Annotated in this window: 22 protein-coding genes; 14 read left to right on the plus strand and 8 right to left on the minus strand. The window is 75.0% G+C overall.

The window, feature by feature from the left end; all coding sequences use genetic code 11:
- Positions 1 to 230: 230 nt before the first annotated feature.
- A complete protein-coding gene (locus I8N68_RS14945) occupies positions 231 to 1,457 on the minus strand; it encodes an acyltransferase family protein (protein WP_200210578.1) in 1,227 nt (408 codons plus the stop codon).
- Between the two features lie 300 nt (positions 1,458 to 1,757).
- Here I8N68_RS14945 and I8N68_RS14950 point away from each other — a divergent pair, with 300 nt between their 5' ends.
- Positions 1,758 to 3,083, plus strand: a complete 1,326-nt coding sequence (locus tag I8N68_RS14950; RefSeq protein WP_200210701.1) for a polysaccharide pyruvyl transferase family protein — start codon at positions 1,758 to 1,760, stop codon at positions 3,081 to 3,083.
- Positions 3,084 to 3,123: 40 nt separating this feature from the next.
- Positions 3,124 to 3,756 (plus strand): alpha-ketoglutarate-dependent dioxygenase AlkB, encoded by a 633-nt coding sequence (locus I8N68_RS14955; RefSeq protein ID WP_200210579.1) that lies wholly within the window; start codon positions 3,124 to 3,126, stop codon positions 3,754 to 3,756.
- Positions 3,757 to 3,804: 48 nt separating this feature from the next.
- Here the strand turns inward: I8N68_RS14955 and I8N68_RS14960 are convergent, their stop codons facing one another.
- From I8N68_RS14960 to I8N68_RS14980, 5 genes are all read right to left on the minus strand, one after another.
- On the minus strand, positions 3,805 to 6,294 hold the full coding sequence (locus I8N68_RS14960; protein WP_200210580.1) for a DNA gyrase/topoisomerase IV subunit A: 2,490 nt from the start codon (positions 6,292 to 6,294) through the stop codon (positions 3,805 to 3,807).
- Positions 6,295 to 6,332: 38 nt separating this feature from the next.
- Entirely contained in the window at positions 6,333 to 8,390 is a 2,058-nt protein-coding gene (locus I8N68_RS14965; protein WP_200210581.1) for a DNA gyrase/topoisomerase IV subunit B, read from the minus strand.
- Positions 8,391 to 8,672: 282 nt separating this feature from the next.
- Positions 8,673 to 9,392, minus strand: coding sequence for a nucleoside/nucleotide kinase family protein (locus I8N68_RS14970; protein WP_200210582.1), 720 nt, complete (start codon positions 9,390 to 9,392; stop codon positions 8,673 to 8,675).
- 138 nt (positions 9,393 to 9,530) lie between these two features.
- Positions 9,531 to 10,163, minus strand: a complete 633-nt coding sequence (locus tag I8N68_RS14975; protein ID WP_200210583.1) for a class I SAM-dependent methyltransferase — start codon at positions 10,161 to 10,163, stop codon at positions 9,531 to 9,533.
- Positions 10,164 to 10,214: 51 nt separating this feature from the next.
- On the minus strand, positions 10,215 to 10,652 hold the full coding sequence (locus tag I8N68_RS14980) for an RrF2 family transcriptional regulator (protein WP_200210584.1): 438 nt from the start codon (positions 10,650 to 10,652) through the stop codon (positions 10,215 to 10,217).
- A 161-nt stretch (positions 10,653 to 10,813) separates the two neighbouring features.
- Between I8N68_RS14980 and I8N68_RS14985 the strand changes: the two genes are divergently transcribed.
- The 12 genes from I8N68_RS14985 (at position 10,814) to I8N68_RS15040 (ending at position 24,327) form a co-directional block, all read left to right on the plus strand.
- The gene (locus I8N68_RS14985; protein ID WP_307812833.1) at positions 10,814 to 12,031 is read left to right on the plus strand and encodes a globin domain-containing protein; all 1,218 of its coding nucleotides are present in this window, start codon (positions 10,814 to 10,816) and stop codon (positions 12,029 to 12,031) included.
- Positions 12,032 to 12,174: 143 nt separating this feature from the next.
- A complete protein-coding gene (locus tag I8N68_RS14990) occupies positions 12,175 to 13,827 on the plus strand; it encodes a carbamoyltransferase family protein (RefSeq protein ID WP_200210585.1) in 1,653 nt (550 codons plus the stop codon).
- The gene (locus I8N68_RS14995) at positions 13,824 to 14,852 is read left to right on the plus strand and encodes a glycosyltransferase family 2 protein (RefSeq protein ID WP_200210586.1); all 1,029 of its coding nucleotides are present in this window, start codon (positions 13,824 to 13,826) and stop codon (positions 14,850 to 14,852) included. The genes I8N68_RS14990 and I8N68_RS14995 overlap by 4 nt, the downstream gene beginning before the upstream one ends.
- 35 nt (positions 14,853 to 14,887) lie before the next feature.
- Positions 14,888 to 16,564, plus strand: a complete 1,677-nt coding sequence (locus I8N68_RS15000) for an HAD-IIIA family hydrolase (RefSeq protein ID WP_234039736.1) — start codon at positions 14,888 to 14,890, stop codon at positions 16,562 to 16,564.
- Between the two features lie 47 nt (positions 16,565 to 16,611).
- The gene (locus I8N68_RS15005) at positions 16,612 to 17,598 is read left to right on the plus strand and encodes a glycosyltransferase (protein WP_200210588.1); all 987 of its coding nucleotides are present in this window, start codon (positions 16,612 to 16,614) and stop codon (positions 17,596 to 17,598) included.
- Positions 17,583 to 18,800, plus strand: coding sequence for a glycosyltransferase (locus I8N68_RS15010; RefSeq protein WP_200210589.1), 1,218 nt, complete (start codon positions 17,583 to 17,585; stop codon positions 18,798 to 18,800). The genes I8N68_RS15005 and I8N68_RS15010 overlap by 16 nt, the downstream gene beginning before the upstream one ends.
- Positions 18,800 to 19,570 carry a D-sedoheptulose-7-phosphate isomerase gene (locus I8N68_RS15015; RefSeq protein ID WP_200210590.1) on the plus strand — a complete coding sequence of 257 codons (771 nt, stop codon included), beginning with the start codon at positions 18,800 to 18,802 and terminating at the stop codon, positions 19,568 to 19,570. Before I8N68_RS15010 ends, I8N68_RS15015 begins: the two co-directional genes overlap by 1 nt.
- Entirely contained in the window at positions 19,567 to 20,979 is a 1,413-nt protein-coding gene (locus tag I8N68_RS15020) for a PfkB family carbohydrate kinase (protein WP_200210591.1), read from the plus strand. Before I8N68_RS15015 ends, I8N68_RS15020 begins: the two co-directional genes overlap by 4 nt.
- Positions 20,976 to 21,671: an SDR family oxidoreductase gene (locus I8N68_RS15025; RefSeq protein ID WP_372433726.1), complete on the plus strand. Its 696-nt coding sequence runs from the start codon at positions 20,976 to 20,978 to the stop codon at positions 21,669 to 21,671. The genes I8N68_RS15020 and I8N68_RS15025 overlap by 4 nt, the downstream gene beginning before the upstream one ends.
- The gene (locus tag I8N68_RS15030; RefSeq protein WP_200210592.1) at positions 21,668 to 22,639 is read left to right on the plus strand and encodes a glycosyltransferase family 9 protein; all 972 of its coding nucleotides are present in this window, start codon (positions 21,668 to 21,670) and stop codon (positions 22,637 to 22,639) included. The genes I8N68_RS15025 and I8N68_RS15030 overlap by 4 nt, the downstream gene beginning before the upstream one ends.
- Positions 22,640 to 22,648: 9 nt before the next feature.
- Positions 22,649 to 23,512 carry an alpha/beta hydrolase family protein gene (locus tag I8N68_RS15035; protein WP_200210593.1) on the plus strand — a complete coding sequence of 288 codons (864 nt, stop codon included), beginning with the start codon at positions 22,649 to 22,651 and terminating at the stop codon, positions 23,510 to 23,512.
- 116 nt (positions 23,513 to 23,628) lie between these two features.
- Positions 23,629 to 24,327: a hypothetical protein gene (locus tag I8N68_RS15040; RefSeq protein WP_200210594.1), complete on the plus strand. Its 699-nt coding sequence runs from the start codon at positions 23,629 to 23,631 to the stop codon at positions 24,325 to 24,327.
- Between the two features lie 121 nt (positions 24,328 to 24,448).
- On the opposite strand, the gene I8N68_RS15045 is transcribed toward I8N68_RS15040, so the two are convergent.
- Together I8N68_RS15045 and I8N68_RS15050 are read right to left on the minus strand one after the other, a co-directional pair.
- Positions 24,449 to 24,655 (minus strand): GTPase activator, encoded by a 207-nt coding sequence (locus I8N68_RS15045; RefSeq protein WP_200210595.1) that lies wholly within the window; start codon positions 24,653 to 24,655, stop codon positions 24,449 to 24,451.
- A 70-nt stretch (positions 24,656 to 24,725) separates the two neighbouring features.
- Positions 24,726 to 25,640: a DUF72 domain-containing protein gene (locus tag I8N68_RS15050; RefSeq protein WP_200210596.1), complete on the minus strand. Its 915-nt coding sequence runs from the start codon at positions 25,638 to 25,640 to the stop codon at positions 24,726 to 24,728.
- Between the last annotated feature and the right edge of the window lie 101 nt (positions 25,641 to 25,741).

A 25,741-nucleotide genomic window follows, 5' to 3' on the forward strand; every position in this document is an offset into this window, starting at 1 on the left:
GGGCGTGTCGCCGTGCCCGGGATCGCGGCTCTGACCAGTGTGGACGCGGGGCGGTAACACGTTCACCTCAACAGCGCCACGGCGACAGACCGGGACGCGCGCCGCGGCACCGTCCACCGGCCGCGCCGACGTGGTGGCGTCCGCGCCGGCCGCACACCATCGTCCCTGCGACCCGGAAACGTCATCCTTTGCGGCCGGGCACCGCCGCCCGGCCGGCCGGGCGAGACCGCTCAGGCCGGGTCGCGCCGCCCGGCGTACTCGACGGGCCTGCGCCGCGGCGCGCGGACGGCGTCTGGTCCGGGCTGGGCCGGCACGGCGGCCGGTCCGGGCTCGACCGGGGCGGCGGCGACCGGGGCGGCCTGGGGGCGGGCCCGGCGCGGCGGTCCCAGCCGGCGCATCATCGGCGTCTCCACCCAGCGGTGCAGGGCGGCGGCGAGCAGCAGGTTCAGCGGCAGGAAAGCGAGCACGGCGAGCGGGCCCCACCAGCCGCGCAGCCCGACGCCCCAGTGCCCGGTCAGACGCAGCACCGTCATCATCACGAAGACGTGCACGAGGTAGAACGCGAAGGAGACCTCGCCGAGCCAGACCATGGGCCGGGACCGCCAGGGGGTGCGCCGGCCGCGCAGGTCCGCGCCAGCGGCGGCGGTGATGACCAGCAGGTACGCCACGGCCAGCAGCCCCGCCCAGAGTTCCGCCCGGATCCACTGCGCGGCCACCGCCCAGAGGGCCACGAAGATCAGGCTCGCGACGGTCAGTCCCGGCCCCCGCCAGCGCCCCCGGCGCATCAGCTCGGCGGCGGCCACCCCCATCCAGAACTCCAGGGACCGCACCAGCGGGAAGACCTGGGCGAACCACCAGCGGCTCTCCTCCGGCACCAGCCGCTGACCCGGCCAGAGCGCGATGATCAGCAGCGGCGCGGCGGCCACCACCACCCACAGCGCGGCCGGGCGCAGCCGGCGCAGCACCGGCAGCACGAACGGCAGGCAGAGGTAGAAGAACAGCTCGCAGGAGAGCGACCAGCTGACCGTGTTGACGCTGTAGAAGTAGCCCGGGGTGGGATTCCAGGCCTGCAGCAGGGCCAGGTTTCCGAGCGCCGCCCATCCGTTGAGCGGGTCGGCGAACCAGAGCCCCACCAGCAGCACCACCGCCCACGTCAGCAGGTGGTTCGGGTAGATCTTGGCGAGCCGGCGACGCAGGAAGGTCCGGGGCCGCTCGCCGTCCCGGTACGACCAGACCAGCACGAATCCACTGAGGATGAAGAAGAACTCCACGCCGGAGAGGCCGAGGCTGAACAGCTTGCCGAGGACGGCCTGGTATGCCGGCTCGGCCACGATCCCCATGGTGCCGACGTGGAAGCCGAAGACCAGCAGGGCGGCGACCCAACGCAGCCCGGTCAGCGACGGCAGGCGGCCGGCGGCGGCGGCCGGCGCGGCGCCGGTGGTCAGAGCGGCGGTCATGCCAGGGAGCCGCCCGTCACCAGGATCACCAGCACGCGCGTCTCCTCCTCCGGGATGGTCGACGGGCGGAGCAAGCCGCCCACGACGGCGCCTGAGGGTCGACGCCGCCGCCGGGCACCCTACCGGTTCTCCTCCCCGGCCGCCGGGGCCGACGTGGCCCTCGGCACGCGGGAACCGCTTCGGCGCCCCGATGGCTTAGGATTTCGGCTCCTGCACGGAACGGGGCCGTGTTCCGGCCGGTCGCGCCGCTTCGGCCCCGCCGGGTGTCGCCGCGCCCGGGGACGAGAGATGGGCACCCGAATGCACCAGCGGATCCTGCTCCGCGCCCGCAAGGGCCCGTTCGACGTCCTCACGCCCGAGGAGACCTTCGAGCGGAACTGGATCGGCGACAACACCGGCAACCTGGTCTTCAGCCACACCGCGCACAAGCTGCTCACCACCTCGACGGCGGAGATCACCCCCTCCCAGTTCCGGGCCAGCCCCTCGGACGCCGACGAGATCAACGAGAAGTACGACGTCTTCGTGATCCCGCTGGCCAACGCGTTCCGGCGCAGCTACGCGCACCGGCTGGCGCCGATGACCCGGCTGATCGAGCGGCTGAAGATCCCGGTGGTGGTGCTCGGCGTCGGCGTGCAGACCGACGTCGACGGCAACCGGGAGTACCTGCGCCCGATCGACGAGCCGGTACGCGCCTTCTGCCGGGCGGTGCTCGACCGTTCGCACAGCATCGGCGTCCGCGGCGAAATCACCGAGGACTACCTGCGCACCCTGGGCTTCTCGGCGGTCGAGCAGATCGGCTGCCCGTCGATGTTCCTGCACGGCGACACCTTCCGGATCGAGAAGACCAAGCCGACGCTGGGTCCGGAGGACCGGATCGCCCTCACCATCTCCCCGTACGTCTCTTCGATGGGACGGATCGTCGCCGACCACCACCGGCGCTACCCGAACCTGCGCTACCTCCCGCAGGACCTGCGTACCCTCGGCACGCTGCTCTACGGCGACGCTCCGGAGCACCGGGGCAAGCGCAGCGACATCCCGCTGCACACCTCGCATCCCCTCTTCGCGGAGGACAAGGTGCGGATGTTCGTCGACCCGTGGACGTGGATGGAGTACCTCTCCGGGTTCGACTTCGCCTTCGGCACCCGGATCCACGGCACCATCACCGCGCTGGTCTCCGGCACCCCCGGGTACCTCTTCGCGCACGACTCGCGCACCCTCGAGCTGGCCCGTTACTTCGGCATCCCGCACCGGGTGATGCGCGACGTCCCCGCCGACGTCGACGCGGCCCGGCTCTACGAGGAGGCCGACTACACCGCGCTCAACGACGGCCACAAGGCCCGCTTCGAGGCGATCACCGGCTTCCTCGCCAAGCACGACCTCGGCCACTCCTTCGCCGACGGGGACAGCGCCGCCCGCTTCGACCAGCGCGTCCGCGAGACCACCTTCCCGCCGGCGGTTCGACCGGCCACCGCGACCGCCGCCGAGGACCTGCTGACCCGGATCCAGTGGCTGCGGGACCAGAACCGGACGCTGCGGGACACCATCGAGACCCACCGCGCCCAGCAGCTGCGCGAGCGGTTGCGCAAGGCGGTCGGCGGCCACGTCCGCCGGATGCTGCGCCGCTGATCCTCGTACGCCTGTTCGACCGGTTGGTAGGATCGGCGGCGTGTCCGACGTCGCGTACCAGCCCTCGATGCTGGACTTCACCGAGCAGGGCCCCAGCCTGGGCCCGCTCGCCGGCCTGCGCCGGCACCAACTGAGCCGGGGCGCCTGGGTCGACCACCTGCCCGGCTGGGTGCGCGGCTCCGACGCGGTGCTCGACACGCTGCTGCGCGACGTGCCGTGGCGGGCCGAGCGCCGCACCATGTACGACGCCGAGGTGGACGTGCCCCGGCTGCTCTGCTGGTACGCCGCCGGGCGCCCGCTGCCGCACGACGTGCTGACCGCGGCCCGGGAGGCGCTGACCCGGCACTACGCACCCGAGCTTGGCGAGCCCTTCGTCACCGCCGGGATGTGCCTCTACCGCACCGGTCGGGACAGCGTCGCCTGGCACGGCGACACGACGGGCCGTTCCGCGCACACCGACACGATGGTCGCCATCGTCTCGTTCGGCTCGCCGCGGCCGCTGCTGCTGCGCCCCCGCGGCGGCGGGGCCAGCCTGCGCTTCCCCCTCGGTCACGGCGACCTGGTGGTGATGGGCGGCTCCTGCCAACGCACCTGGGAACACGCCATCCCCAAGACCGCCCGCCCCGTCGGCCCCCGCGTCAGCGTTCAGTTCCGCCCCACCGACGTAGCCTGACCGGCGGCGTGAGCCGCCGGTCAGCTCCTGCGGGTGCAGGTGGGTCGGTCAGTCGCGGTCGACGAGGTGGCCGACGACGGTGGGGCCGAGCATCACGGCGAAGCCGGAGCCGTCGCGGCGGGGGTCGGCCGGGGGCAGCTCCACCGGGTCGCCGGTGGCGGTCGCACCGACCGGACGCGGGCCGATCCAGGCCACGGTCAGGTCCAGCTCGCCCTTGAGGAGGCGCTGCGCGCGCACCCCGCCGGTCGCCCGCCCCTTCGCCGGGTACGCCGCGAACGGCGTCACCTTCACCGTCGCCCCGGTCGAGGTGACCACCATCGGCTCGCCGTGCCCCGGATCGTCGGTGCGGACCGCGCCGAAGAAGACCACTCGCGCCTCCCCCGGCAGGTTGATGCCCGCCATGCCGCCGCCCTTGACGCCCTGCGGGCGGACCACGGACGCGGCGAAGCGCAGCAACGACGCCTCCGAGGAGATGAAGGCGAGAGTCTCCCCGCCGTCGGTGAGCCAGGTCGCCCCGACCACCTCGTCGCCGTCCCGCAGCGAGATCACCTCGAACTCGTCGGAGCGGACCGGCCACTCCGGCGCGCAGACCTTGACCACACCCTGCCGGGTGCCCAGGGCCAGCCCCGGCGAGCCCTCGGCGGACGGACCCAGCGGCGCCAGACCGACCACCTTCTCCCCCGGCTCCAGCGGCACCAGCTCGGCGGCCGACATGCCGCCGCGCAGCGACACCGTGCCCGACTGCTCGGGCAGCACCGGCAGCGGCAGCACGTCGATCTTGAACGCCCGCCCGGCGCTGGTCACCAGGAGCACCCGGCCCCGTGCCGTGGAGTGGACGACGGCGCGTACCGCGTCGTGCTTGACCCGACCGCTGCGCCGCCGCCCCTCGGCGGCCTCCTCCGACTCGGCCGCGGTGCGGGCGACCAGCCCGGTCGCGGAGAGGATCACCTGGCACGGGTCGTCGGCGACCTCGAGGGGCCCGGCCGGCGCGGAGGCGGCGAGCACCTCCTTGAGGTCGCCGTCGACCAGCTTGGTCCGGCGCGGGGCGCCGAACTGCTTGACCACGGCGGCCAGCTCGTCGGAGACCAGCTTCCGCAGCACCTTGGCGTCGTCGAGGATGGTGGAGAGCTCGGCGATCTCGCCACGCAGCTTCTCCTGCTCGGCCTCCAGCTCGATCCGGTCGTACTTGGTCAGCCGGCGCAGCGGAGTGTCCAGGATGTAGGTGGCCTGGATGTCGGAGAGCTTGAACTGGCGCATCAGGCCGTCCTTGGCGGCCTGGGCGTCGTCGCTGCCCCGGATCAGCCGGACCACCTTGTCGATGTCGAGCAGGGCGATCAGCAGTCCGTCGACCAGGTGCAGCCGCTCCTCGCGCTTGCGGCGCCGGTAGGAGCTGCGCCGGGTCACCACGTCGTACCGGTGGGCGAGGAAGACCTCCAGCAGCGCCTTCAGCCCCAGGGTCTGCGGCTGGCCGTCGACCAGGACCAGGTTGTTGACGCCGAAGGACTGCTCCAGCGGGGTGAGCCGGTAGAGGTCGGCGAGCAGCGCCTGCGGGTTGACGCCGACCTTGCACTCGATGACCAGCCGGGTGCCGTTCTCCCGGTCGGTCAGGTCCTTGACGTCGGCGATGCCGGTGAGCCGCTTGGTCTTGTTGACCTCGTTGGTGATGGCCGCGATGACCTTCTCCGCGCCGACGCCGTACGGCAGCTCGGTGACGGTGATGGCCTGCCGGCCACGGCTGCCCTCCAGCGGGCCGATCTCGACCTTGCCACGCATCCGGACCACGCCGCGCCCGGTCTCGTACGCCCGGCGCACCTCGTCGAGGCCGAGCAGCAGCCCGCCGGTGGGCAGGTCCGGACCCGGGACGAACTCCATGAGCTTGTCCAGGTCGGCGTCCGGGTGGTTGATCAGCCACCGCGCGGCCTGGACCACCTCGCCGAGGTTGTGCGGGATCATGTTGGTCGCCATCCCGACCGCGATCCCGGACGCGCCGTTGACCAGCAGGTTGGGGAAGGCCGCCGGCAGCACGGTCGGCTGGGTCAGCGAGCCGTCGTAGTTGGGCTCGACGTCGACGGTGTCCTCGCCCAGCTCGCCGACGAGCAGCATCGCCTCGCGGGACATCCGCGCCTCGGTGTACCGGGCGGCGGCCGGCCCGTCGTCCGGCGAGCCGAAGTTGCCGTGCCCGTCGATGAGCGGCGCGTTGAGCGAGAAGTCCTGGGCGAGGCGGACCATCGCGTCGTAGATGGCGGTGTCGCCGTGCGGGTGGTACTTGCCCATCACGTCGCCGACCACCCGGGCCGACTTCACGTGCCCACGGTCCGGGCGGTAGCCCTGCTCGTGCATCGACCAGAGGATCCGCCGGTGCACGGGCTTGAGGCCGTCGCGGGCGTCGGGCAGGGCGCGGGAGTGGATGACCGAGAAGGCGTACTCCAGGTAGGAGTCCGAAACCTCGGTGACCAGCGGGTTGTCGAAGACCCGCGCGCCGGCCTGGTCGAAGGCGGACAGGTCCGCCTTGGCGCGGTCTTCCTTGCGGCGTGCCATCGTTCAGCTCTCTTCGCGACGGTGGGGACGGTTCGGGGTCATGCGTCGATCGCCTCGCGGTCGACCCGGTCGGCCGAGCCGATGAGCCAGTTGCGCCGGGGCTCGACTTTCTCCCCCATCAGCAGCTCGAGGATCCGCTCGGCCGCCTCGACGTCGTCGAGGGTGATCCGGCGGACCGCCCGGGTGGCCGGGTTCATCGTGGTCTCCCAGAGCTCGTCGGCGTCCATCTCGCCGAGACCCTTGAAGCGCGGGATCGGGGTGACGATCTGCTTGCCGGACTTCTCCAGCTTGCGGACCGTCGCCGCCATCTCGGCCTGGGTGTAGGTGTAGACGGTCTGCGGGTTGCGCCCCTTGGTGGTGATCTTGTGCAGGGGCGGCATCGCGGCGTACAGCCGGCCGGCCTCGATCAGCGGGCGCATGTACCGGGCGAAGAGCGTGATCAGCAGGGTCCGGATGTGCGCGCCGTCGACGTCGGCGTCGGCCATGATCAGCACCCGGCCGTAGCGCAGCGCGGAGAGGTCGAAGGTGCGTCCCGAGCCGGCGCCGAGCACCTGCACGATCGCCGCGCACTCGGCGTTGTCCAGCACCTGCTGGAGGTTCGCCTTCTGCACGTTGAGGATCTTGCCGCGGATCGGCAGCAGCGCCTGGTATTCCGAGGAGCGGGCCATCCGGCTGGTGCCGAGCGCGCTGTCCCCCTCCACGATGAACAGCTCGCTGCGGTCCACCCCGGTGGCCCGGCAGTCGACCAGCTTCGCCGGCATCGACGCGCCCTCCAGGGCGGTCTTGCGCCGGGCCGCGTCCTTCTGCTGCTTCTGGGTCAGCCGGACCCGGGCCGCGTCGACGATCTTCTGGAGCACCGTGCGCGCCTCGGCCTTGGTGCGCCGGTCCTCCAGCCAGGCCTTGAGGTGCTGCTCGATCAGGCCCTGGATGACCTTGGTGATGCCGGCGGTGGAGAGCTCGTCCTTGGTCTGCGAGGTGAACTGCGGCTCCGGGAGCCGCACGTGCACCACGGCGGTGATGCCCTCCAGGACGTCGTCCAGGGTGGGCGCGTCCTCCCTGGGGCGGAGCATGCCGCGGGTGTTGCGGGCCGCATCGGCCAGGGTGCGGACCAGGGCTCGCTCGAAGCCCTTGCGGTGGGTGCCGCCGTGCGCGTTGCGGATGGTGTTGGTGAAGCACTCCACCGTGCGCTCGTAACCGGTGCCCCAGCGGAACGCCACCTCGATCTCGGCGCGGCGCTGCACGTTCGACTGCATCACGCCGTTGGCGTCGGCGGCGTTCTCCCGGTACGTCCCCTCGCCGGTGACCAGCAGGGTGCCGGAGACCGGCCGGTCACCGGCCGGGGCGAGGAACTCCACCATGTCGGTCAAACCGTTGGGGAAGTGGAAGCTCTCCTCGGTCGACTCCTCGCCCGTCTCGTCGCGGAGCAGGTAGGCCACGCCGGGGACGAGGAACGCGGTGTTGCGGAGCTTGAGCCGGACGGCCTCGGTGTCCAGCCGGGCGCCAGTCTCGAAGTAGCGGGTGTCGTGCCACCACCGGATCGAGGTGCCGGTGCGCTGGCGGCGCTTCATCGCGCCGACGATCTGCAGGCCGGGGCCGGGGGTGAAGGCCGCGTCGGGGCCGGGGCCGTCGAAGATCCCCGGTACGCCGTGCCGGAACGACATCGCGTGCACCTTGCCGGCGCGGCGGACCGTGACGTCGAACCGCCGGGACAGCGCGTTGACCGCCGAGGCGCCCACCCCGTGCAGGCCGCCGGAGGTCTTGTAGCCCGAGCCGCCGAACTTGCCGCCCGCGTGCAGCCGGGTGAGCACCAGCTCGACGCCGGAGATGCCGGACTTGGCGTGCACGTCGGTGGGGATGCCCCGGCCGTCGTCGTCGACCTGCACCGAGCCGTCGGCGTGCAGGATCACCTCGACCTTGGTCGCGTGACCCGCGACACCCTCGTCGGTGGAGTTGTCGAGGATCTCGTTGACGAGGTGACCCACGCCACGGCTGTCGGTCGAGCCGATGTACATGCCGGGGCGCTTGCGAACGGCGTCCAGGCCCTCGAGGTGGGTCAGGTCGTCGGCCCCGTACAGGGTCTCAGGCTGTGCGGTCAACTGGTCGTACTCCCAGGTCTCGGCGGTGTGGTGCCGCTCACCGACTTGATCGCCACGGGCGGCGCGCCGCAGCGAGCCTAGCCCGGCGCTGTGACAACGCCGTGGCACCGGTCCGGGTACGCCGTTTCGCGTCGCTCCCGCCGGGCCCGCTCCCGGTCGTGGAGCGTACGGCCGCCGGGCGCGGGGAGGGCGTCCGTGGACCACAACGACACACCCGCGCGGCGTCTTCCCGCCCGGCGCGAGCGGCGACGCCGGGGGGGCCGGACGGGTCCCGCCGAGCGCTCAGCCGCGCCGCAGCCGCGGTCGGGCGAAGTCGGCGTTGTCCACGACCAGGTCGGCCCGGCCGACCGGGTCAGCCTCGGCCAGGTAGACCCGCGCGGCGGCGAGGTAGCGGTCCCGGTGCAGCCGTTCGGCCGCCTCGGCGCCCTCCCGGTGGGCGTCCCGGTCCGTCCCCCGGCGCACCGACAGCTCGGCGGGCACCGCCAGCCAGATCCGGTGGTCCCAGAGCTCGTCCAGCTCGGGGCGGAACGCGAAGACCCCGTCGACGACCAGCACCGCGTCCGCGGCGGCGGCCGTGACCACGTCGGTGTGCTCGCGCTGGGTGAGCGGGTCACGCAGGCAGAGCACACAGCGGCCGGTGCCGTCCGGGCCGGCCGGACCCAGCAGCAGGCCGCGGATCGCCGCGAGGTCGAAGGCGTTGCGGTAGTACCCGGGACCGGAGAGCCGGTCGTACTGGTGGCGCTCGCGCCAGGGGCGCTTGAAGTCGTCCAGGCTGGCCCGCAGCACCGGGCGGCCGGCGGCGGCGATCCGCGCGGCGAGCTCGTGCCCGAAGGAGGTCTTGCCGGCGGCGGTGAACCCGTCGACGCCGACCCGCAGGCGACCGGGGCCCAGCGCCAGGATCCGGTCGGTGAGCAGGTCCACCAGGGCCCGCCGCGCCGGCGAGGCCGGCGGCGGCGCCGGCTGTTGCCAGGTGGAGACCGACCGCTGCACGACAGATGCCATCGACCGACCCTATGTCGGGACGTTGACGCCCGTCACACCCCGTGATCCGATCGCCTTCCCAGAGGATCTTTCACATTTCCATCCCTAACGGGCGACCCGGACTGCGAGCTCGCGCGGGAATGGGGGGCGGGGCCGGGGTCAGTGGCGGATCGCCGTGCCGAGCACGTGGGGGGACGCCGGCATCGGGACCTGTGTCGGTGGGAAGCGGAAGCGGTCCAGCTCGACGACGGTGAAGCCGCCGGCGCCGATCGCGCCGACGGTGTCCCGCCCGGTGTGGCAGCCGGCGCAGAACAGCGGCCAGACCGTCGCGTCGACCCACCGCTGCGCCCGGCGCAACCCGGGGGTCTGCGCGACCACGTGCTCGAAGAAGCGCAGCTGCCCACCCGGGCGCAGCACCCGGCGCGCCTCGCGCAGGGCGACCGCCTGGTCGGGTACCGAACAGAGCACCAACGACAGCACCACCGCGTCGGCGGAGGCGTCGGCGGCCGGCAGCGCCTCGGCGAGCCCGGCGACCACGGTGACCGGCACCGGGGCGTCGGCCGCGGCGGCGTGCGCGGCGGCCCGCAGCCGGGGCTCCGGCTCCACCGCCAGTACCTCGCGCACCGTCGGCGGGTAGTGCGGGAACATCCGGCCGTTGCCGGCGCCCACCTCGATCACCCGGCCGGTCAGCCCGGCGACCAGCCGGCGCCGGTGGGCGGCCGCGCCGGCCCGGTCCATGGTCACACTGGCCCGGGCGTAGAGCCGGGCGAACACCGGATGCGAGACGGACATCGGCTCTCCCATCGCCGGGGACGTGGCCCCGGCAGCGTACGGCCAGCGGGCTCAGCCGCGCGCCCCCGGCGCGCCGAGGGCGAGCAGGAGCGCGCCGGCCGGGCCGGCCACCAGGTCGCCGAGGCGCACCTCGTCGAGGACGGCGAGGAAGGCGGCCTGGGCGCGGCGCAGTTCCCCGCGCAGCCGGCAGCCGGCGACCAGCGGACAGGCGGGCTGCTCGCAGGCGATTACCTCGTCGTCGCCCTCGAAGGCCCGGACGACCTGGCCGACGGTGAGCTCACCGGCGCGTTCGGCGAACGCCACCCCGCCGGAGCGCCCCCGGACGGTGCGCAGGACCCCGATCCGCTGGAGCCGCTGGACGACCTTCGCCACGTGGCTGCGCGGCAACGCGAGCTGGGTGGCCAGCTCGTCCACCGTGGTGCGTGCGGGGGACGCGGCGGTCAGCATGGCGATCCGCAGGGCCATGTCGGTGGACCGGTTGAGCTTCACCGCACCGACCCTAGCCAGCGCGAACGGCCCGCGACACGGGCCGATGAGCCGGTCCGTGGGTGTGATCCGGGCGACCCCGGACCCGGGACCTTGGACCCTGAAGAGGTATTTCAGACTCCTGTTCAGTGGGGATCGACCCACCGATCCCCGAAGGAGTAATCGTGCTCTCGGAATCCTCAGCTGCAGTGGTGACGGCGACCCTGCCCGCCGTGCAGGCCCACGGCGAGGCGATCACCGGACGCTTCTACCAGCGGATGTTCGACGCGCATCCGGAGCTGCTGAACCTCTTCAACCGCGGCAACCAGGCCACCGGTCAGCAGCAGGCGGCGCTGGCGGCCGCGGTGGCCGCGTACGCCTCGCACCTGACCGGGGGCAGTACCGTGCCGTGGGGCCCCATCCTGGACCGGATCGCGCACAAGCACGCCTCGCTCGGCATCACCGCGACCCAGTACCCGATCGTCGGCCGGCACCTGCTCGCCGCCGTCGGCGAGGTGCTCGGCGACGCGGTCACGCCCGAGGTGGCCGCCGCCTGGGACGAGGTGTACTGGCTGCTGGCCTGCGAGCTGATCGCCCGGGAGGCCCGGCTGTACGCCGCGGCCGGCGTACCGGCGGACGGCGCGGTGTGGCGGGACTGGCGGGTGACCGGCCGGGTCCGGGAGACCACGGAGGTCGTCTCGCTCATCCTCGTCCCGGCCGACGGTGGCGCGGCGCCCGGCTTCACCCCCGGGCAGTACACCTCGGTCGCCGTCGACCTGGACGGCGACCGCGGCCAGCAGATCCGCCAGTACAGCCTCTCCGGCCGCCCGGGCGCCGATCAGTGGAGAATCACCGTCAAGCGGGTCCGTGGCACCGGCGGAGCGCCCGACGGACTGGTCTCCGGCTTCCTGCACGACCGGGTGGCCGTCGGGGACGTCCTGCGGCTAAGCCCGCCCTTCGGCGAGGTCAGCGCGGTCGCCGGCGACGGCCCGTTGCTGCTGGTCAGCGCCGGCATCGGGCTCACCCCGGCGATGGCCGCGCTGGAGCACCTGGCGGCCACCGAGCCGCAGCGCCCGGTGGTGCTGGTGCACGCCGACCGGGCCGGCGCCGCGCACGCGCTGCGCGACGCGCTCCCCCGGCTCCAGGAAAACCTGCCCCGGCTGCGGCTCGACCTCTGGTACGAGGACGCCGCCGGCGGGGAACTGGCCGGGCTGATGGCGCAGGTCAGCGCCGGCCGGGTCGACCCGGAGCTGATCCCGCTCTCCCCCGACGCGCACGTGCACCTCTGCGGGCCGCTGCCGTTCATGAACGCGGTCCGGGGCGGCCTGCTGCGCCGGGGCGTACCGGTGGACCGGATCGCGTACGAGGTGTTCGGACCGGGCATGCTGCGCGACGGGCGCTGACCCACCGCCGGACGGCCGATGCGCGCCGGCCGTCCGGCCCCGCTCCCGCTTCCCGCACGAATCTCCACAGCCGACGATCGGCTCGGGCCGGAGAAGTCGATGATCTACAGGTTAGGAGGCGGGGGCGGGGGTAGGAGTTGCTCATGCGCGTCCTTGGAATAAACGCGATCTTCCACGACCCCGCGGCCGCCCTGGTGGTCGACGGGACGGTGGTGGCCGCCGCAGAAGAGGAGCGGTTCAGCCGCCGCAAGCACGGCAAGCGCCCCGTGCCGTTCTCCGCCTGGGAGCTGCCCGAACTGTCCGCCGCCTGGTGCCTGGCCAGCGCGGGGATCGACGTCGACAGCCTCGACGCGGTCGCGTACTCGTTCGACCCCCGCCTCTGCCGGGACGCCGCTGACCTGGGCCTCAGCGACCCGTGGGACTGGCTGCGCGTCGACTACGCCAGGCGAGCCCCGCAGTTCCTCGCCGCCGCCCTGCCCGGCCTGGACCCGGAGAAGGTTCGGTTCGTGCCGCACCACGTGGCGCACGCCGCCTCCGCCGGGCTGGCCGCCCCGCCGGCCGGCGACGACACCGCCGTGCTGGTGCTCGACGGGCGCGGCGAGGTGGCCAGCCACCTGTCCGGCGTCTACCGTGACGGACAGTTGTCGTCGCTGTACTCACAGGAGCTGCCGCACTCGCTCGGCCTGCTCTACGAGGACCTCACCCGGCACCTGGGCTTCCTGCACTCCAGTGACGAGTACAAGGTGATGGCGCTGGCCTCGTACGGCGAGCCGAGGCACCTCGGCCTGCTACGCGAGCTCGTGCGGGTGACCCCCGAGGGCGGCTTCCACGTCGACCGGATCGACTGGGCCAGCATGGCCAAGCCGGCCACCGCCGGCGGCGAGCTGACCGAGGAGCACGCGGACCTCGCCGCCAGCGTGCAGGCCCGGCTGGAGGAGGTCGTCCTCGACCTGTCCCGCTGGCTTTACGACGCCTCCGGCGGGGCGTCCACCCTGGCCATGGCCGGCGGAGTGGCGCTCAACTGCGTGGCGAACGCCCGGATCGCCGCCGAGGGACCGTACCGGGACGTCTGGGTGCAGCCGGCGGCCGGCGACTCGGGGACCGCGCTCGGCGCGGCCCTGCACGTGGCCGGCGCGCTCGGCGACCGGTCCACCCCGATGGCCGGAGCCGACCTGGGCCGGGGCTGGTCGGACGAGGAACTGGAGGCGGAGCTGCGCCGGGCCGCGCTGCCGTACACCCGGCCGGCGTCGATCGCCGCCGAGGCGGCCCGGGTCCTTGCCGACAACGGCATCGTCGCCTGGTACCAGGGCCGCAGCGAGTACGGCCCGCGCGCGCTGGGCCACCGGTCGCTGCTCGCCCATCCCGGCGACCCGGCGACCACCGCCCGGATGAACGACGTCAAGGGCCGGGAGCAGTTCCGTCCGATCGCCCCGATGGTCCGCGCGGAGCGCTTCGCGGAGATCTTCGAGGGGGTCTACCCCAGCCCGTACATGCTCTTCGTGCACCGGGTGAAGCCGCACTGGCGGGACCGGATCCCGGCCGTCACGCACGTCGACGGCACCGCCCGGGTGCAGACCGTGCACACCGACACCGAGCCGGTGGTGGCCGAGCTGCTGGCCGAATTCGAGCGGCGCACCGGGCTGCCGGTGGTGGTCAACACCTCGCTGAACACCGCCGGGCGGCCCATGGTGGACACCCCCCGCGAGGCGATGGAGCTGTTCGGCTCGGCCCCGGTGGACCTGCTCGCCCTCGGTCCGTTCGCGGTGCACCGCCGGTCGCTGGCCGGTGACCGATGATCAGCATCGTGGTGCCGACGCTCGGCCGGCCGAGCCTGACGGCGCTGCTGGAGGCCCTCGCCGGTCAGCTCGGAGAGCTGTCCGAGGTGGAGCTGCTGCTGGTGGACGACCGGCGCGACGACACCGGGGAGTTCGCGGTACCGGGGGCACTGGCCGCGTACACGAAGGTGCTCACCGGGCGCGGCGCGGGCCCGGCGGCCGCCCGCAACCTCGGCTGGCGCGCGGCCCGGGGATCCTGGGTGGTCTTCCTCGACGACGACGTGCTGCCGGCGCCGGACTGGTGCCGGCGGCTGGTCGCCGACCTGGCGGCGGCCGGTGACGCCGGCGGGGTGCAGGGCGTGGTCGAGGTGCCGCTGCCCGCGGACCGGCGACCCACCGACTGGGAGCGCGGCACCGCCGGCCTGGCCGAGGGGAACTGGATCACCGCGGACATGGCCTACCGGCGCGCGGCGCTGGCCACCGTCGGCGGCTTCGACGAGCGCTTCCCGCGGGCCTACCGGGAGGACGCCGAGCTGGCACACCGGGTCCGGCGCGCCGGTTGGCGGCTGGTCCGCGGCCACCGCCGGGTGACCCATCCGGTACGCCCCGAGGACCGCTGGGTCAGCCTGCGCACCCAACGGGGCAACGCCGACGACGCCCTGCTGCGCCGGCTGTACGGCCCGACCTGGCGGTCCGATCTGGAGCTTCCGCCGGGCCGGCGGCCCCGGCACGTGGCGGTAACCGCGGCGGCCGCCCTCGCGCTGGCCGCCGCCGCGCTGCGCGCCCTGGACCGTCCGGGGCCGCGCCGGCGGGCGTTCGGGCTCGTCGGCGGCGCCGCCGCGCTGGCCTGGGCGGCCGGCACCGCCGAGTTCGCCCGGGCCCGGATCGCGCCCGGCCCGCGCACCGCCGACGAGGTCGGCACCATGCTGGTGACCAGCGCGCTGATCCCGCCCCTCGCCGTTGCCGGATGGGTCCGTGGCTGGTGGCGTGCCCGGGCGGTGCCCGCCGGATCGGTGGTCACGGGCGGGCGGCCGGGGGCAAGCTGATGTTTACTTCTCCGGCCCGGGGCAACTGGTCCGCCATGGCTCGTCCGGTCCTCTTCGACGCGGTGCTGCTGGACCGCGACGGCACGCTGATCGAGGACGTGCCCTACAACGGCGACCCGGAGAAGGTCCGCCCGCTGCCGGGCGCGCGAGCGGCGCTGGACCGGCTGCGGGCGGCCGGTCTCCGGCTGGCCGTGGTGACCAACCAGTCCGGCCTGGCGCGGGGCTACTTCACCGAGGCCGACATGCGGGCGGTGCACGCCCGGGTCGAGGAGCTGCTCGGCCCCTTCGACGACTGGCGGATCTGCCCGCACGACGACACGGACGGCTGCGCCTGCCGGAAGCCGGCTCCGGGGCTGGTGCACGCCGCCGCCGCGGCGCTCGGCACCATGCCCGCCCGTTGCGTCATGGTCGGCGACATCGGCCGGGACATGGCCGCCGCGCTCGCCGCCGGCGCGACCGGCATCCTGGTGCCCACCCCGGTCACCCGCCCCGAGGAGGTGGCCGCCGCGCCGGCCGTGGCCCGGGACCTGCCGGCGGCGGTGGACGAGATCCTGCGCCGGCAGCACGCCGTCCAGCCCGCCGTCGCGCGCGCGGGGCGGGCCGGCACCGTGCTGGTGGTGCGCAGCGACTCGGCCGGGGACGTGCTGGTCACCGGCCCGGGGATCCGCGCCGTGGCCGCCGGGGCGGAGCGCGTCGTGCTGCTCTGCGGACCGCGCGGCCGGGCCGCCGCCGAGCTGCTGCCCGGCGTCGACGAGCTGATCGAGTGGCCTTTGCCCTGGATCGACGGCTCCCCCGACCCGGTGGACCCCGACGACATCCGCCGGCTCACCGCCCGGCTCGCCGAGGTCGGGGCGGACGAGGCCGTCGTCTTCACCTCCTTCCACCAGTCGCCGCTCCCACTGGCGCTGCTGCTGCGGCTGGCCGGCGTGCCCCGGATCAGCGCGATCAGCGACGACTACCCGGGCTCCCTGCTCGACGTCCGGCACCGGGTGCCGGTCGGCGTGCCGGAGCCGGAGCGGGCGCTCTCGCTGGCCGCCGTGGCCGGCTTCGGGTTGCCCGCCGACGACGAGCCGCGCCTGCGGCTGCGCGCCGACCTGGCCGCTCCCGCCGCGCCGGCCGGGGTCACCGGCAGCGCCGGCTCCGGCGTCGCGACGACCGCCGCCGGTACCGGCCGGGCGGGTGCGCTCACGGCCGCCGGCCCAGCGGCGGAACCGGTGTCGGGCGACTACGTCGTGGTCCATCCCGGCTCGTCCGTGCCGGCCCGGGCCTGCCCGGCCGACCGCTGCGCCGACATCGTCGCCGCCCTCGTCGCCGACGGGCACCGGGTGGTCGTCACCGGTGGACCCGACGAGCGGGAACTCACCGCCCGCGTCGCGGCCCCCGGCGGCATCGACCTCGGCGGCGCGACCGACCTGGCCGGGCTCGCCCGGATCCTCACCGGGGCCCGCTGCCTGGTGGTCGGCAACACCGGCCCGGCGCACCTGGCGGCGGCCGTCGGCACCCCGGTGGTCAGCCTCTTCGCCCCAACCGTCTCCTTTGGACAGTGGGGACCCTACCGGGTGCCCATCGTCCGGCTCGGCGACGCCGGGGCCGCCTGCCGGGACACCCGGGCGGCGGTCTGCCCGGTCGCCGGGCACCCCTGCCTGACCGGCGTCGACCCGGCCGAGGTGGCCGCGGCCGTCCGCCTCCTCGCACCGCCCGCGCCCACCTGAGCCCCTGTCCGTCCCGGCCCCCGACCAGCGCGATCGCGAGGAGAGGCATGAACGTTCTGCTCTGGCACGTGCACGGCTCCTGGACCACGTCCTTCGTGCACGGCAGGCACCGGTACCTGGTGCCGGTCACCCCCGACCGCGGCCCGTACGGCCTCGGCCGGGCCCGGACCTACCCGTGGCCGGACGGCGCCGTCGAGGTGACCCCGGAGGAGCTCGCCCGAGCCGACGTGGACCTGGTCATCCTGCAACGCCCGGAGGAGCTGGAGCTGGCCGAGCAGTGGCTGGGCCGGCGGCCCGGCCGGGACCTGCCGGCGATCTACGTCGAGCACAACACCCCCAAGGGCGACGTGCCGAACACCCGACACCCGATGGCCGACCGCGACGACCTGCTGATCGCCCACGTCACGCACTTCAACGAGCTGTTCTGGGACAACGGCGGCACCCGCACCACCGTCATCGACCACGGCATCGTGCCGCCCCGGGTCGAATGGACCGGGGACCTCGACCGGCTCGCCGTGGTCACCAACGAACCGGTGCGCCGCTGGCGGGTCACCGGCACCGACCTGCTGCCCCGGTTCGCCGAGATCGCCCCGCTGGACGTGTACGGAATGGGGGTGGCCGGCCTGCCGGAGGCGCTCACCGCGACCGGCGCCACCCTGACCCACCCGGTCACCGGGCACGACGACCTGCCGCAGGACCGGATGCACGCGGAGGTCGCCCGGCGGCGGGCGTACCTGCACCTGTGCCGCTGGACGTCGCTGGGGCTCAGCCTCATCGAGGCGATGACCATGGGCATGCCGGTGATCGCGCTCGCCACCACGGCGGCGGTGGACGCCGTACCGCCCGGCGCGGGGGTGCTCTCCACCCGGGTGGACACGCTGGTCGAGGCGGCCCGCTGGCTCGTCGAGGACCGCGACGCGGCGTACCGGCTGGGGGCGCGGGCGCGGGAGGTCGCCAAGGAACGCTTCGGGCTCGACCGGTTCCTCGCTGACTGGGACCGGCTGATGGAGGAGGAAACATGCGCATCGCGATGATCTCGGAGCACGCCAGCCCGCTCGCCGCCCTCGGCGAGGAGGACGCGGGCGGGCAGAACACGCACGTGGCGGAACTCGCGGCCGCGCTGGTCGGCGAGGGCCACGACGTGCGCGTCTACACCCGCCGGGACTCCGCCACGCTGGGCGAGTCGGTGTCCACCGCGGACGGCTACCAGGTGTGCCACGTGCCCGCCGGGCCCGCCCAGCGGGTGCCCAAGGACGAACTGCTGCCGTACATGGGCGAGTTCGGCCGGTGGCTGGCCGACCGGTGGCGGCGCGGCGACTGGACGCCCGACGTGGCGCACGCGCACTTCTGGATGAGCGGCCTGGCCACCGTGCACGCCGGCCGGCGCGCCGGGGTGCCGACGGTACTGACGTACCACGCGCTCGGCACGGTCAAGCGCCGCCACCAAGGGGCACAGGACACCAGTCCACCAGGGCGGATCGGCTATGAACGGGCGCTGGGCCGGGCCGTCGACCGGGTCATCGTGCAGTGCGAGGACGAGGTCGCCGAGCTGGTCCGCCTCGGCGTACCCCGGACCCGGATGGCGCTGGTCCCGTCCGGCGTGAACCAGGCCGTGTTCCGCCCGGACGGCCCGGTCGCCCCGCGCGACCCGGCCCGCGCGCGCATCCTCACCGTCGGCCGGATGGTGGAACGCAAGGGCTTCCTGGAGGTGGTCCGGGCGCTGCCGGCCGTGCCGGACGCCGAGTGCGTGGTCGTCGGCGGGCCGCCCGCCGAGCTGCTGGCCGCCGACTTCTTCGCCCGCCGGCTGTCGGCGCTGGCCGAGTCGTGCGGCGTGGCCGACCGGGTCAGGCTGGTCGGCGGGGTGCCGCGCGAGGAGATGGCCTGCTGGTACCGGTCGGCCGACGTGCTGGTCGCCGCCCCCTGGTACGAACCGTTCGGGCTCACCCCGCTGGAGGGGATGGCCTGCGGGGTGCCGGTGATCGGCACGAACGTCGGGGGCATCGCCGACACCGTCATCGACGGGCTCACCGGTGACCTGGTCCCGCCCCGCGACCCGCGGGCGCTCGGCACCGCGATCCGCCGGCTGCTCGCGGACAAGGTCCGCCGCTTCGCGTACGCCACGGCGGCGCTGGACCGGATCCGCAGCCGGTACTCCTGGAAGCGCTGCGCCGAGCAGCTCGGCGCGGTGTACGCCACGGTCGCCACGATCGCCCGCCCCGCCCCGGCGGTGGCCTGATGACCGGGCAGCTCTCCACCCTCGACGCGCACCTGTCCGGGCTGGCCGCCGCGCTGCTGCCGTACCGCCGGGAGGCCGAGCGGCTGGCCGCCTGGGGCACCGAGTTGGCCTGGACTCTCGCCCGGGGCGGGCGGCTGCTGGTCGCCGGCAACGGCGGCAGCGCCGCCGAGGCCCAACACCTCACCGCCGAACTCGTCGGCAAACTCCGCGACGACCGCGAACCCCTCTCCGCCATCGCCCTGCACGCCGAAACCTCCGCCCTCACCGCCATCGGCAACGACTACGGCTACGACCAAATCTTCGCCCGCCAGGTCCGCGCCCACGGCCGCCCCCACGACATCCTCCTGCTCATGTCCACCAGCGGCACCAGCACCAACCTCCTCACCGCCGCCCACGCCGCCCACGACACCGGCCTACGCTGCTGGGCCTTCACCGGCCCCACCCCCAACCCCCTCGCCGAGCTCTGCCACGACGTGCTGGCGGTGCCGTCGCCGGACAGCCAGGTGGTGCAGGAGCTGCACCTGGTCGCCACGCACCTGCTCTGCGAGTACGTCGACCAGACGCTGCCGCTGGTCCGGCAGCTCCCGACGATGTCCACCCCGGCGCCCCGGACGGCGCCCCTCGCCCCGTGGGGCGTCCAGGGCGGGTCGCGGAGCGGTCCGGACGGCGCCGGGTGGGCCGGCCCGGTCCTGGCCGGGGTGGGGACCGGGCGGCCCGGGCCCGGGCGCAACGGGCACGGGTCCACCGGCACCGGGTGGGTGGCATCGTGAGCGGGCCGCTCGTGGTGGTCGGCGACGCCCTGCTGGACCGGGACGTCGCCGGCGCGGTCAGCCGGGTCTGCCCGGACGCCCCCGTGCCGGTGCTGGACGAACGCTCCGCCACCGACCGGCCCGGCGGCGCCGGCCTGGCCGCCCTGCTCGCGGCGGCCCAGGACAGCGAGGTCGCGCTGGTCACCGCGCTCGCCGACGACGCCGGCGGCGGGCGGCTGGCCGAGCTGCTCGCCGCGGCCGGGGTCGAGGTGTATCCGCTGCACCTGCCCGGCGCGACCGCCGAGAAGATCCGGCTGCGCGCCGGTGGGCAGACCCTGCTACGGCTGGACCGGGGCGGCGACCCGCAGCCGCCCGGTGAGCCGTCCGCGGCGACGCTGGCCGTGCTCGCCCGGGCCCGGGCGATCCTGGTCAGCGACTACGGTCGCGGGCTGGTCCGGCAGCCGACGCTGCGGGCGGCGCTGGCCGAGGCGTCCGCCCCGGTGGTCTGGGACCCGCACCCGCGCGGCCCGGCGGCCGTGGCCGGCGCCCGGCTCACCACCCCGAACCTCGCCGAGCTGCGCCAGCTCACGGGAGACGCGGGCGGCGGCTCGGCGCTGTCCACGGCCACCCGGGCCGGGCACGAGCTGCGCCGGCGGTGGCGGGTCGGCGCGGTCGCGGTGACCCTGGGCGCCGACGGCGCGGTGCTCTGCCACGCCGGCAGCACCCCGCTGGTCGTGCCGCCACCCGCCACCGTGGACCGCGTCGAGGACACCTGTGGCGCCGGGGACCGGTTCGCCGCCACCGCCGCCTTGGCGCTCGGCGGCGGCGCGCTGGTCTCCGAGGCGGTCGGCGAGGCGATCGCCGCCGCGTCCGCGTACGTCGCCGCAGGCGGGGCGGCCGGCCTGCACCGGCAGGAGGACCGGCGGCCGGCGCTGGCCGCCGCGCGCACCGCCGAGGAGCTGGTTTCGCGGGTACGCGCCGACGGCGGCACCGTGGTCGCCACCGGCGGTTGCTTCGACATCCTGCATGCCGGGCACGTCGCCACCCTCCAGGCGGCCCGCCGCCTCGGCGACTGCCTGGTGGTCTGCCTGAACTCCGACCACAGCGTCCGCGGGCTGAAGGGCCCGGAGCGCCCGGTCAACCCGGAGGCCGACCGGGCCCGGCTGCTGGCGGCGCTGGACTGCGTCGACGCGGTGGCAGTCTTCGACGAGCCCACCCCGCACCAGGTGCTGGCCCGCCTCCGCCCCGACGTCTGGGTCAAGGGCGGTGACTACGCGGGCGAGAACGGCCCCGACCTGCCCGAGACCGAGCTGGTCCAGCGCTGGGGCGGCCGAGTCGTCACGGTCCCCTACCTGGCCGGCCGGTCCACCACCGGCACCATCTCCGCCGCGCGCCAGCGCGGCCTCCACCTCGTCAAGGGAGCGGTATGAGCAGGGACATGAACGGTAGGGCGATCCTCGTCACCGGCGGGTCGAGCGGCCTCGGCGCGGCGGTGGTGACCGCGGTGGCCAAGGCCGGCGGCCGGCCGTACGTGCTGGACCGACAGGCGCCAGCCGAGGGGGTGCCCTGGGTCGAGTGCGACCTGGCCGACACCCGAGCCGCCGAGGCGGCCACCCGACAGCTCGCCGAGCAGGCCGGCGGCCTCGACGGGGTGGTCACCGCGGCCGGCATGGACGTGCCCGGCCGGCTCGCCGACGTGCCGGGCGAGACCTGGGACCGGATCGTGGCGATCAACCTGCTCGGCACCGCGGCGGTGATCCGGGCGGCGGTGCCGCACCTGGAACGCTCGCATGGCACGGTGGTGACCGTGGCGTCCACGCTGGGCGTCAAGGCGGTCAGCGACGCCACCGCGTACTGCGCGGCGAAGTTCGGGGTGGTCGGCTTCACCCGGGCGCTCGCCGCCGAACTGGCCGGAAAGGTGGGCGTGACGCTGCTGATCCCAGGCGGAATGCGGACGGCGTTCTTCGACGACCGGGACGAGAAGTACAAGCCCGGACCGGACGCGATCCTCAACGACCCGGCCGACACCGCCGAGGCGGTGCTGTTCGCCCTCGCCCAGCCGCCCGGCTGCGCGGTACGGGAACTGGTGGTCTGCGCGGAGCAGGAGTCGTCGTACCCGTGATCCTGGTCCTTCGGGCGCTCGGCGTCGGCGACCTGGCCACCGGGGTGCCGGCGCTGCGGGCGCTGCGGGCCGCGTACCCGGGCAAGGAGCTGGCGCTGGTCGCGCCGCGCTGGTTGTCCCCGCTGGTCGAGCTGGTCGGCGGGGTGGACCGGCTGGTCGAGGCGGACGGGCTGGGCCGGTTGGCCTGGCCCGGCCCGTCGCCGGAGCTGGCGGTGAACCTGCACGGCCGGGGGCCGCAGTCGCACCGGAGGCTGGCCGGGACGCGGCCGCGCCGGCTGCTCGCCTTCGCCAACGCCGAGGCCGGGCACCACGACGGCCCGGACTGGCGGGCCGAGGAGCACGAGATCGACCGCTGGTGCCGGCTGCTGGCCTGGTACGGCATCCCCGCCGACCGCACCGACCTGGCGCTGCGCCGGCCGGCGCCCGGGCGGTTGCCGACCGGGGTGAGCGTCGTGCACCCGGGCGCGAAGGCGACCCAGCGGCGCTGGCCGCCGGCCCGGTTCGCCGCGGTGGCCCGGGAACTGACCGACCGGGGTCACCGGGTGGTGGTGACCGGCACGCCCGGTGAACGGGGTATCGCCGAAGAGGTGGCCCGGCGGGCCGGGCTGCCCGCCGACGCGGTGCTGGCCGGGGCGACCGACCTCGGTGAGCTGGCCGCGCTGGTGGCCCACGCCCGGCTGGTGGTCAGCGGCGACACCGGAATCGGCCACCTCGCCACCGGCTACGCCACCCCGTCGGTGCTGCTGTTCGGGCCGGTGCCGCCAGCACAGTGGGGGCCGCCGCCGGACCGGCCGTGGCACCAGGCGCTCTGGGTGGGGCCGCGCCGGCCGGCCGACGACGACGGGCCGCACCCGGCACTCGCGGCGTTGGACGTGCCGGCCGTGCTCGCCGCCGTCGAGCGCAGCCTGCGGGTACGGCGGACAGCCGCGCCCGCACCCCTGCTACCCGCCGGTAGCTTGCGGTCGTAGGCTGGGCCGGTGAGCGGGGAGCCGGAGTACACCCAGGAGTTCATCGACGTCGACGGCGCCCGGATCGGGGTGCAGACGTACCCGGACCCGGCGGGCGTGCCGGACGCGCCGGTCGTGCTGATCTGGCCGGCGATGGGCGTGCGGGCCCGCTACTACCGGCCGTTCGCCGCCGCGCTGCACGCCGCCGGCCTCAGCGTCGTCGTGGTCGACCTGCGGGGCACCGGCGAGAGCACCCCCGCCCCCGGGCGCTCCTGCCGGTACGGCTACGCCGAGCTGGCCGGCGACATCGCCGCCGTGCTCGCCGCGCTCAAGCCGCGGCTGGACGGGCGGACCCGGGTGCTGCTCGGGCACTCCCTCGGTGGGCAGGTGGCGGTGCTGCACCAGGCGCTGCACGACGCGGACGCCGTCGACGGGCTCGCCCTGGTCGCCGTCGGCCTGCCGTGGTGGCGCGGCTACCCGGGCCGGCGCGGCTGGGGCGTGCTGCCGTACACCCAGGGGATCGCGGCCATCGCCCGGCTGCTCGGCGTCTGGCCGGGCTGGGGGTTCGGCGGCCGGCAGGCGCGCGGGGTGATCCGGGACTGGGCGTACACCGCGCGGACCGGCCGCTTCCCCCGCCTCGACGGGGTGGACGCCGAGTCGGCCGTCCGGTCGGTACGGACCCCGGTCCTGGCGGTCAGCGTCGACGACGACCAGTACACCCCGCACGCCACGCTGGACCACCTCTGCGCCAAGCTCACCGCCGCCCCGGTCACCCGGCACCGGTACACCGTGGCGGAGGCGGGCGCGCCGCTGGACCACTTCACCTGGGTCCGCGCCGCGGCCCCGCTGGCCGCCCGGGTCGCCGGGTTCGCCGCCGCCCTGCCCCGGCGGTAGACCGCGGCCGCCGCCCGGCGCGACCCGAACCGCTCAGATGCCCGGCCGACCGGAGGCATAGCGGCCCGGATGGTGGGTAACCGGCAGCGCCCGAAACATGGCGGAGGGGGATGCAGATGTCAGAACGGCACACCGCACTGCGCTCGATGCACGACCTGGGCCTGGCGGCCTGGTTCGGCGGCTCGCTGATGGGAGCCCTCGGCGTAAACGGCGCGGCGGGAAAGATCAACGATTCGACGCAGCGGCTGCCGGTCGCTTCGGCGGGCTGGGCCCGATGGACCCCGGTGAACGCCGCGGCCATCGGCGCCCACCTGGCCGGCTCCGTCGGCGAACTGGTCACGGAGAGCCCACGCGTCGCCGCCCAGTCCGGGGTGGCGAAGACGAGCACGCTGAAGACGGCACTCACCGTCGGCGCGCTCGCGGTGACCGGCTACAGCCGGCTGCTCGGCATGCGGCTGGAGAAGGCGGGCAACCCGCCCGTCGAGGGGATTACCGAGCCGAGCTACCAGACACCGGCGAACGTCGCCTCCTGCCAGCGCCAGATGAAGGCGCTGCAGTGGGCGGTCCCGGCACTGACCGGGGCGCTGGTGGTGGTCACCGCGTACATGAGCGAGCAGCAGAAGGCGGGACAGGTGTTCCGGGGGATGCTCGGCCGGGCCGGTGGCGTGTTGGCCGCGCCGACGGCGATGGGCGTGATTGCGGCGATGGGCGCGGGCAAGCGGAACAGGAGGATGGGCAAGCGGAGCACGAAGATGGGCAAGCAGAGCACGGGGATGGGCGCGGGCAAGCGGAACATGGCGATGTCCGGTCGCTGACCCGCCGACCGGCCGGCGACCTGCCCCCGGGGTGGGTCGCCGGCCGACCGGCACCGGAACGGGCAACGGCCCGACCGCACCAGGCGGTCGGGCCGTCGTCGGGTACGTCAAGGGACGCCGCTCAGGAGCCGGTGCCGTCCTCCCCCGGCGTCCCCATCGCGGACGGCTCCGGCACGGTCTCCGGCGCGGGCGGCTCCGCCACCCGGTGACCGGTGTCGTCCACCAGGCCGGGCGCCATGCTGCCGCCGTGCGCCTCCTCGGCCTCCCGGGTCGCCCGGGGGTCCCGGTCGTCGGGCCGGCCCGTCGTCGCCTCGTCCCGCTCGCTCACGCGCTCCCCTTCCGTCGTGCCTCGGCACCGCCGGTACCCGGCCCGGCGGCCGGGAAACCCGCCCCGCCGGTCAGGCGCCGGAAGCGCGCGCGGCGGCGGCCCGCTCCGGGGTCGGTGCGACGCCGAGCAGGTCGGCGAGCCGGGCGGCGTCGCGCGGGGCCTGGTCACCGCAGCAGTTGTTCATCAGCACGTGCAGCTCGGCGCACTGGTCGGCCAGCTCGGCCAGCAGCACCGACCAGCGGCGCAGCTCCTGCTCGCCGTAGGCGTACCGGAACTTGTCCTGTTTGTCGCCGCTCTCCCAGGCGGTGCTGTGCCCGTGGAACCGGACGACGGCGAGGTCGGCGGTGGCGACCAGGATCGGCGGCACCGACGAGGCGTACCCCTGCGGCATGTCGACGCAGACGTAGGTCAGCCCGTGCTCACGCAGGAAGGTCACGGTGTCCACGACGGCGTCCTCGGCGAACCAGGAGGCGTGCCGCAGCTCGACGCCGACCCGCCAGGGCCGGCACCGCCGGGCCGCCTCGACGATCCGCCGCTTCGCCGCCTCGCCGCGGGCCAGCCAGGGCGGGAACTGGAGCAGCACGGCGCCGAGCCGGTCCGCCGCCGCGATCGGCGCCAGCGCCGCCCGGAACCGGTCCCAGAGCTCGTCGTACGCCCCGGCGGGCAGGTCCCGCCAGCGGATCCGGCTCGGGACGCCAGCCGGGCGCAGGTCCCGTGGCAGCGCCGCCACCGGCGTGTGGTGGCCGGTGAAGAGGCCGAACGCCTTGACGTCGAAGGTGAAGCCGGGCGGGGTGGCCGCCACCCAGCCGGCGGTGGTCTCCGGCAGCGGAATCGCGTAGTAGGAGGTGTCCGCCTCCACCAGCCCGAACCGCTCCGCGTACCAGCCGAGCCGGCCGGCCGGGGTGTTGACCGCCCGCGGGTACCAGCCCGAGCGCAGCAGCAGCTGGTCGGCCCAGGACGAGGTTCCCACCTTCACTACACCCATGTAATTCAGTGCACCCCGGTCCGGGCGGATCGGCAACCCGTGGCGACGCGCCGCGGTCCCCGGTGGAGCTGCCCGGGACTGTCGGTGGCCGGTCATATCGT

The sequence above is a fragment of the Micromonospora coerulea genome (assembly GCF_016598485.1).
GTDB lineage: Bacteria > Actinomycetota > Actinomycetes > Mycobacteriales > Micromonosporaceae > Micromonospora > Micromonospora coerulea.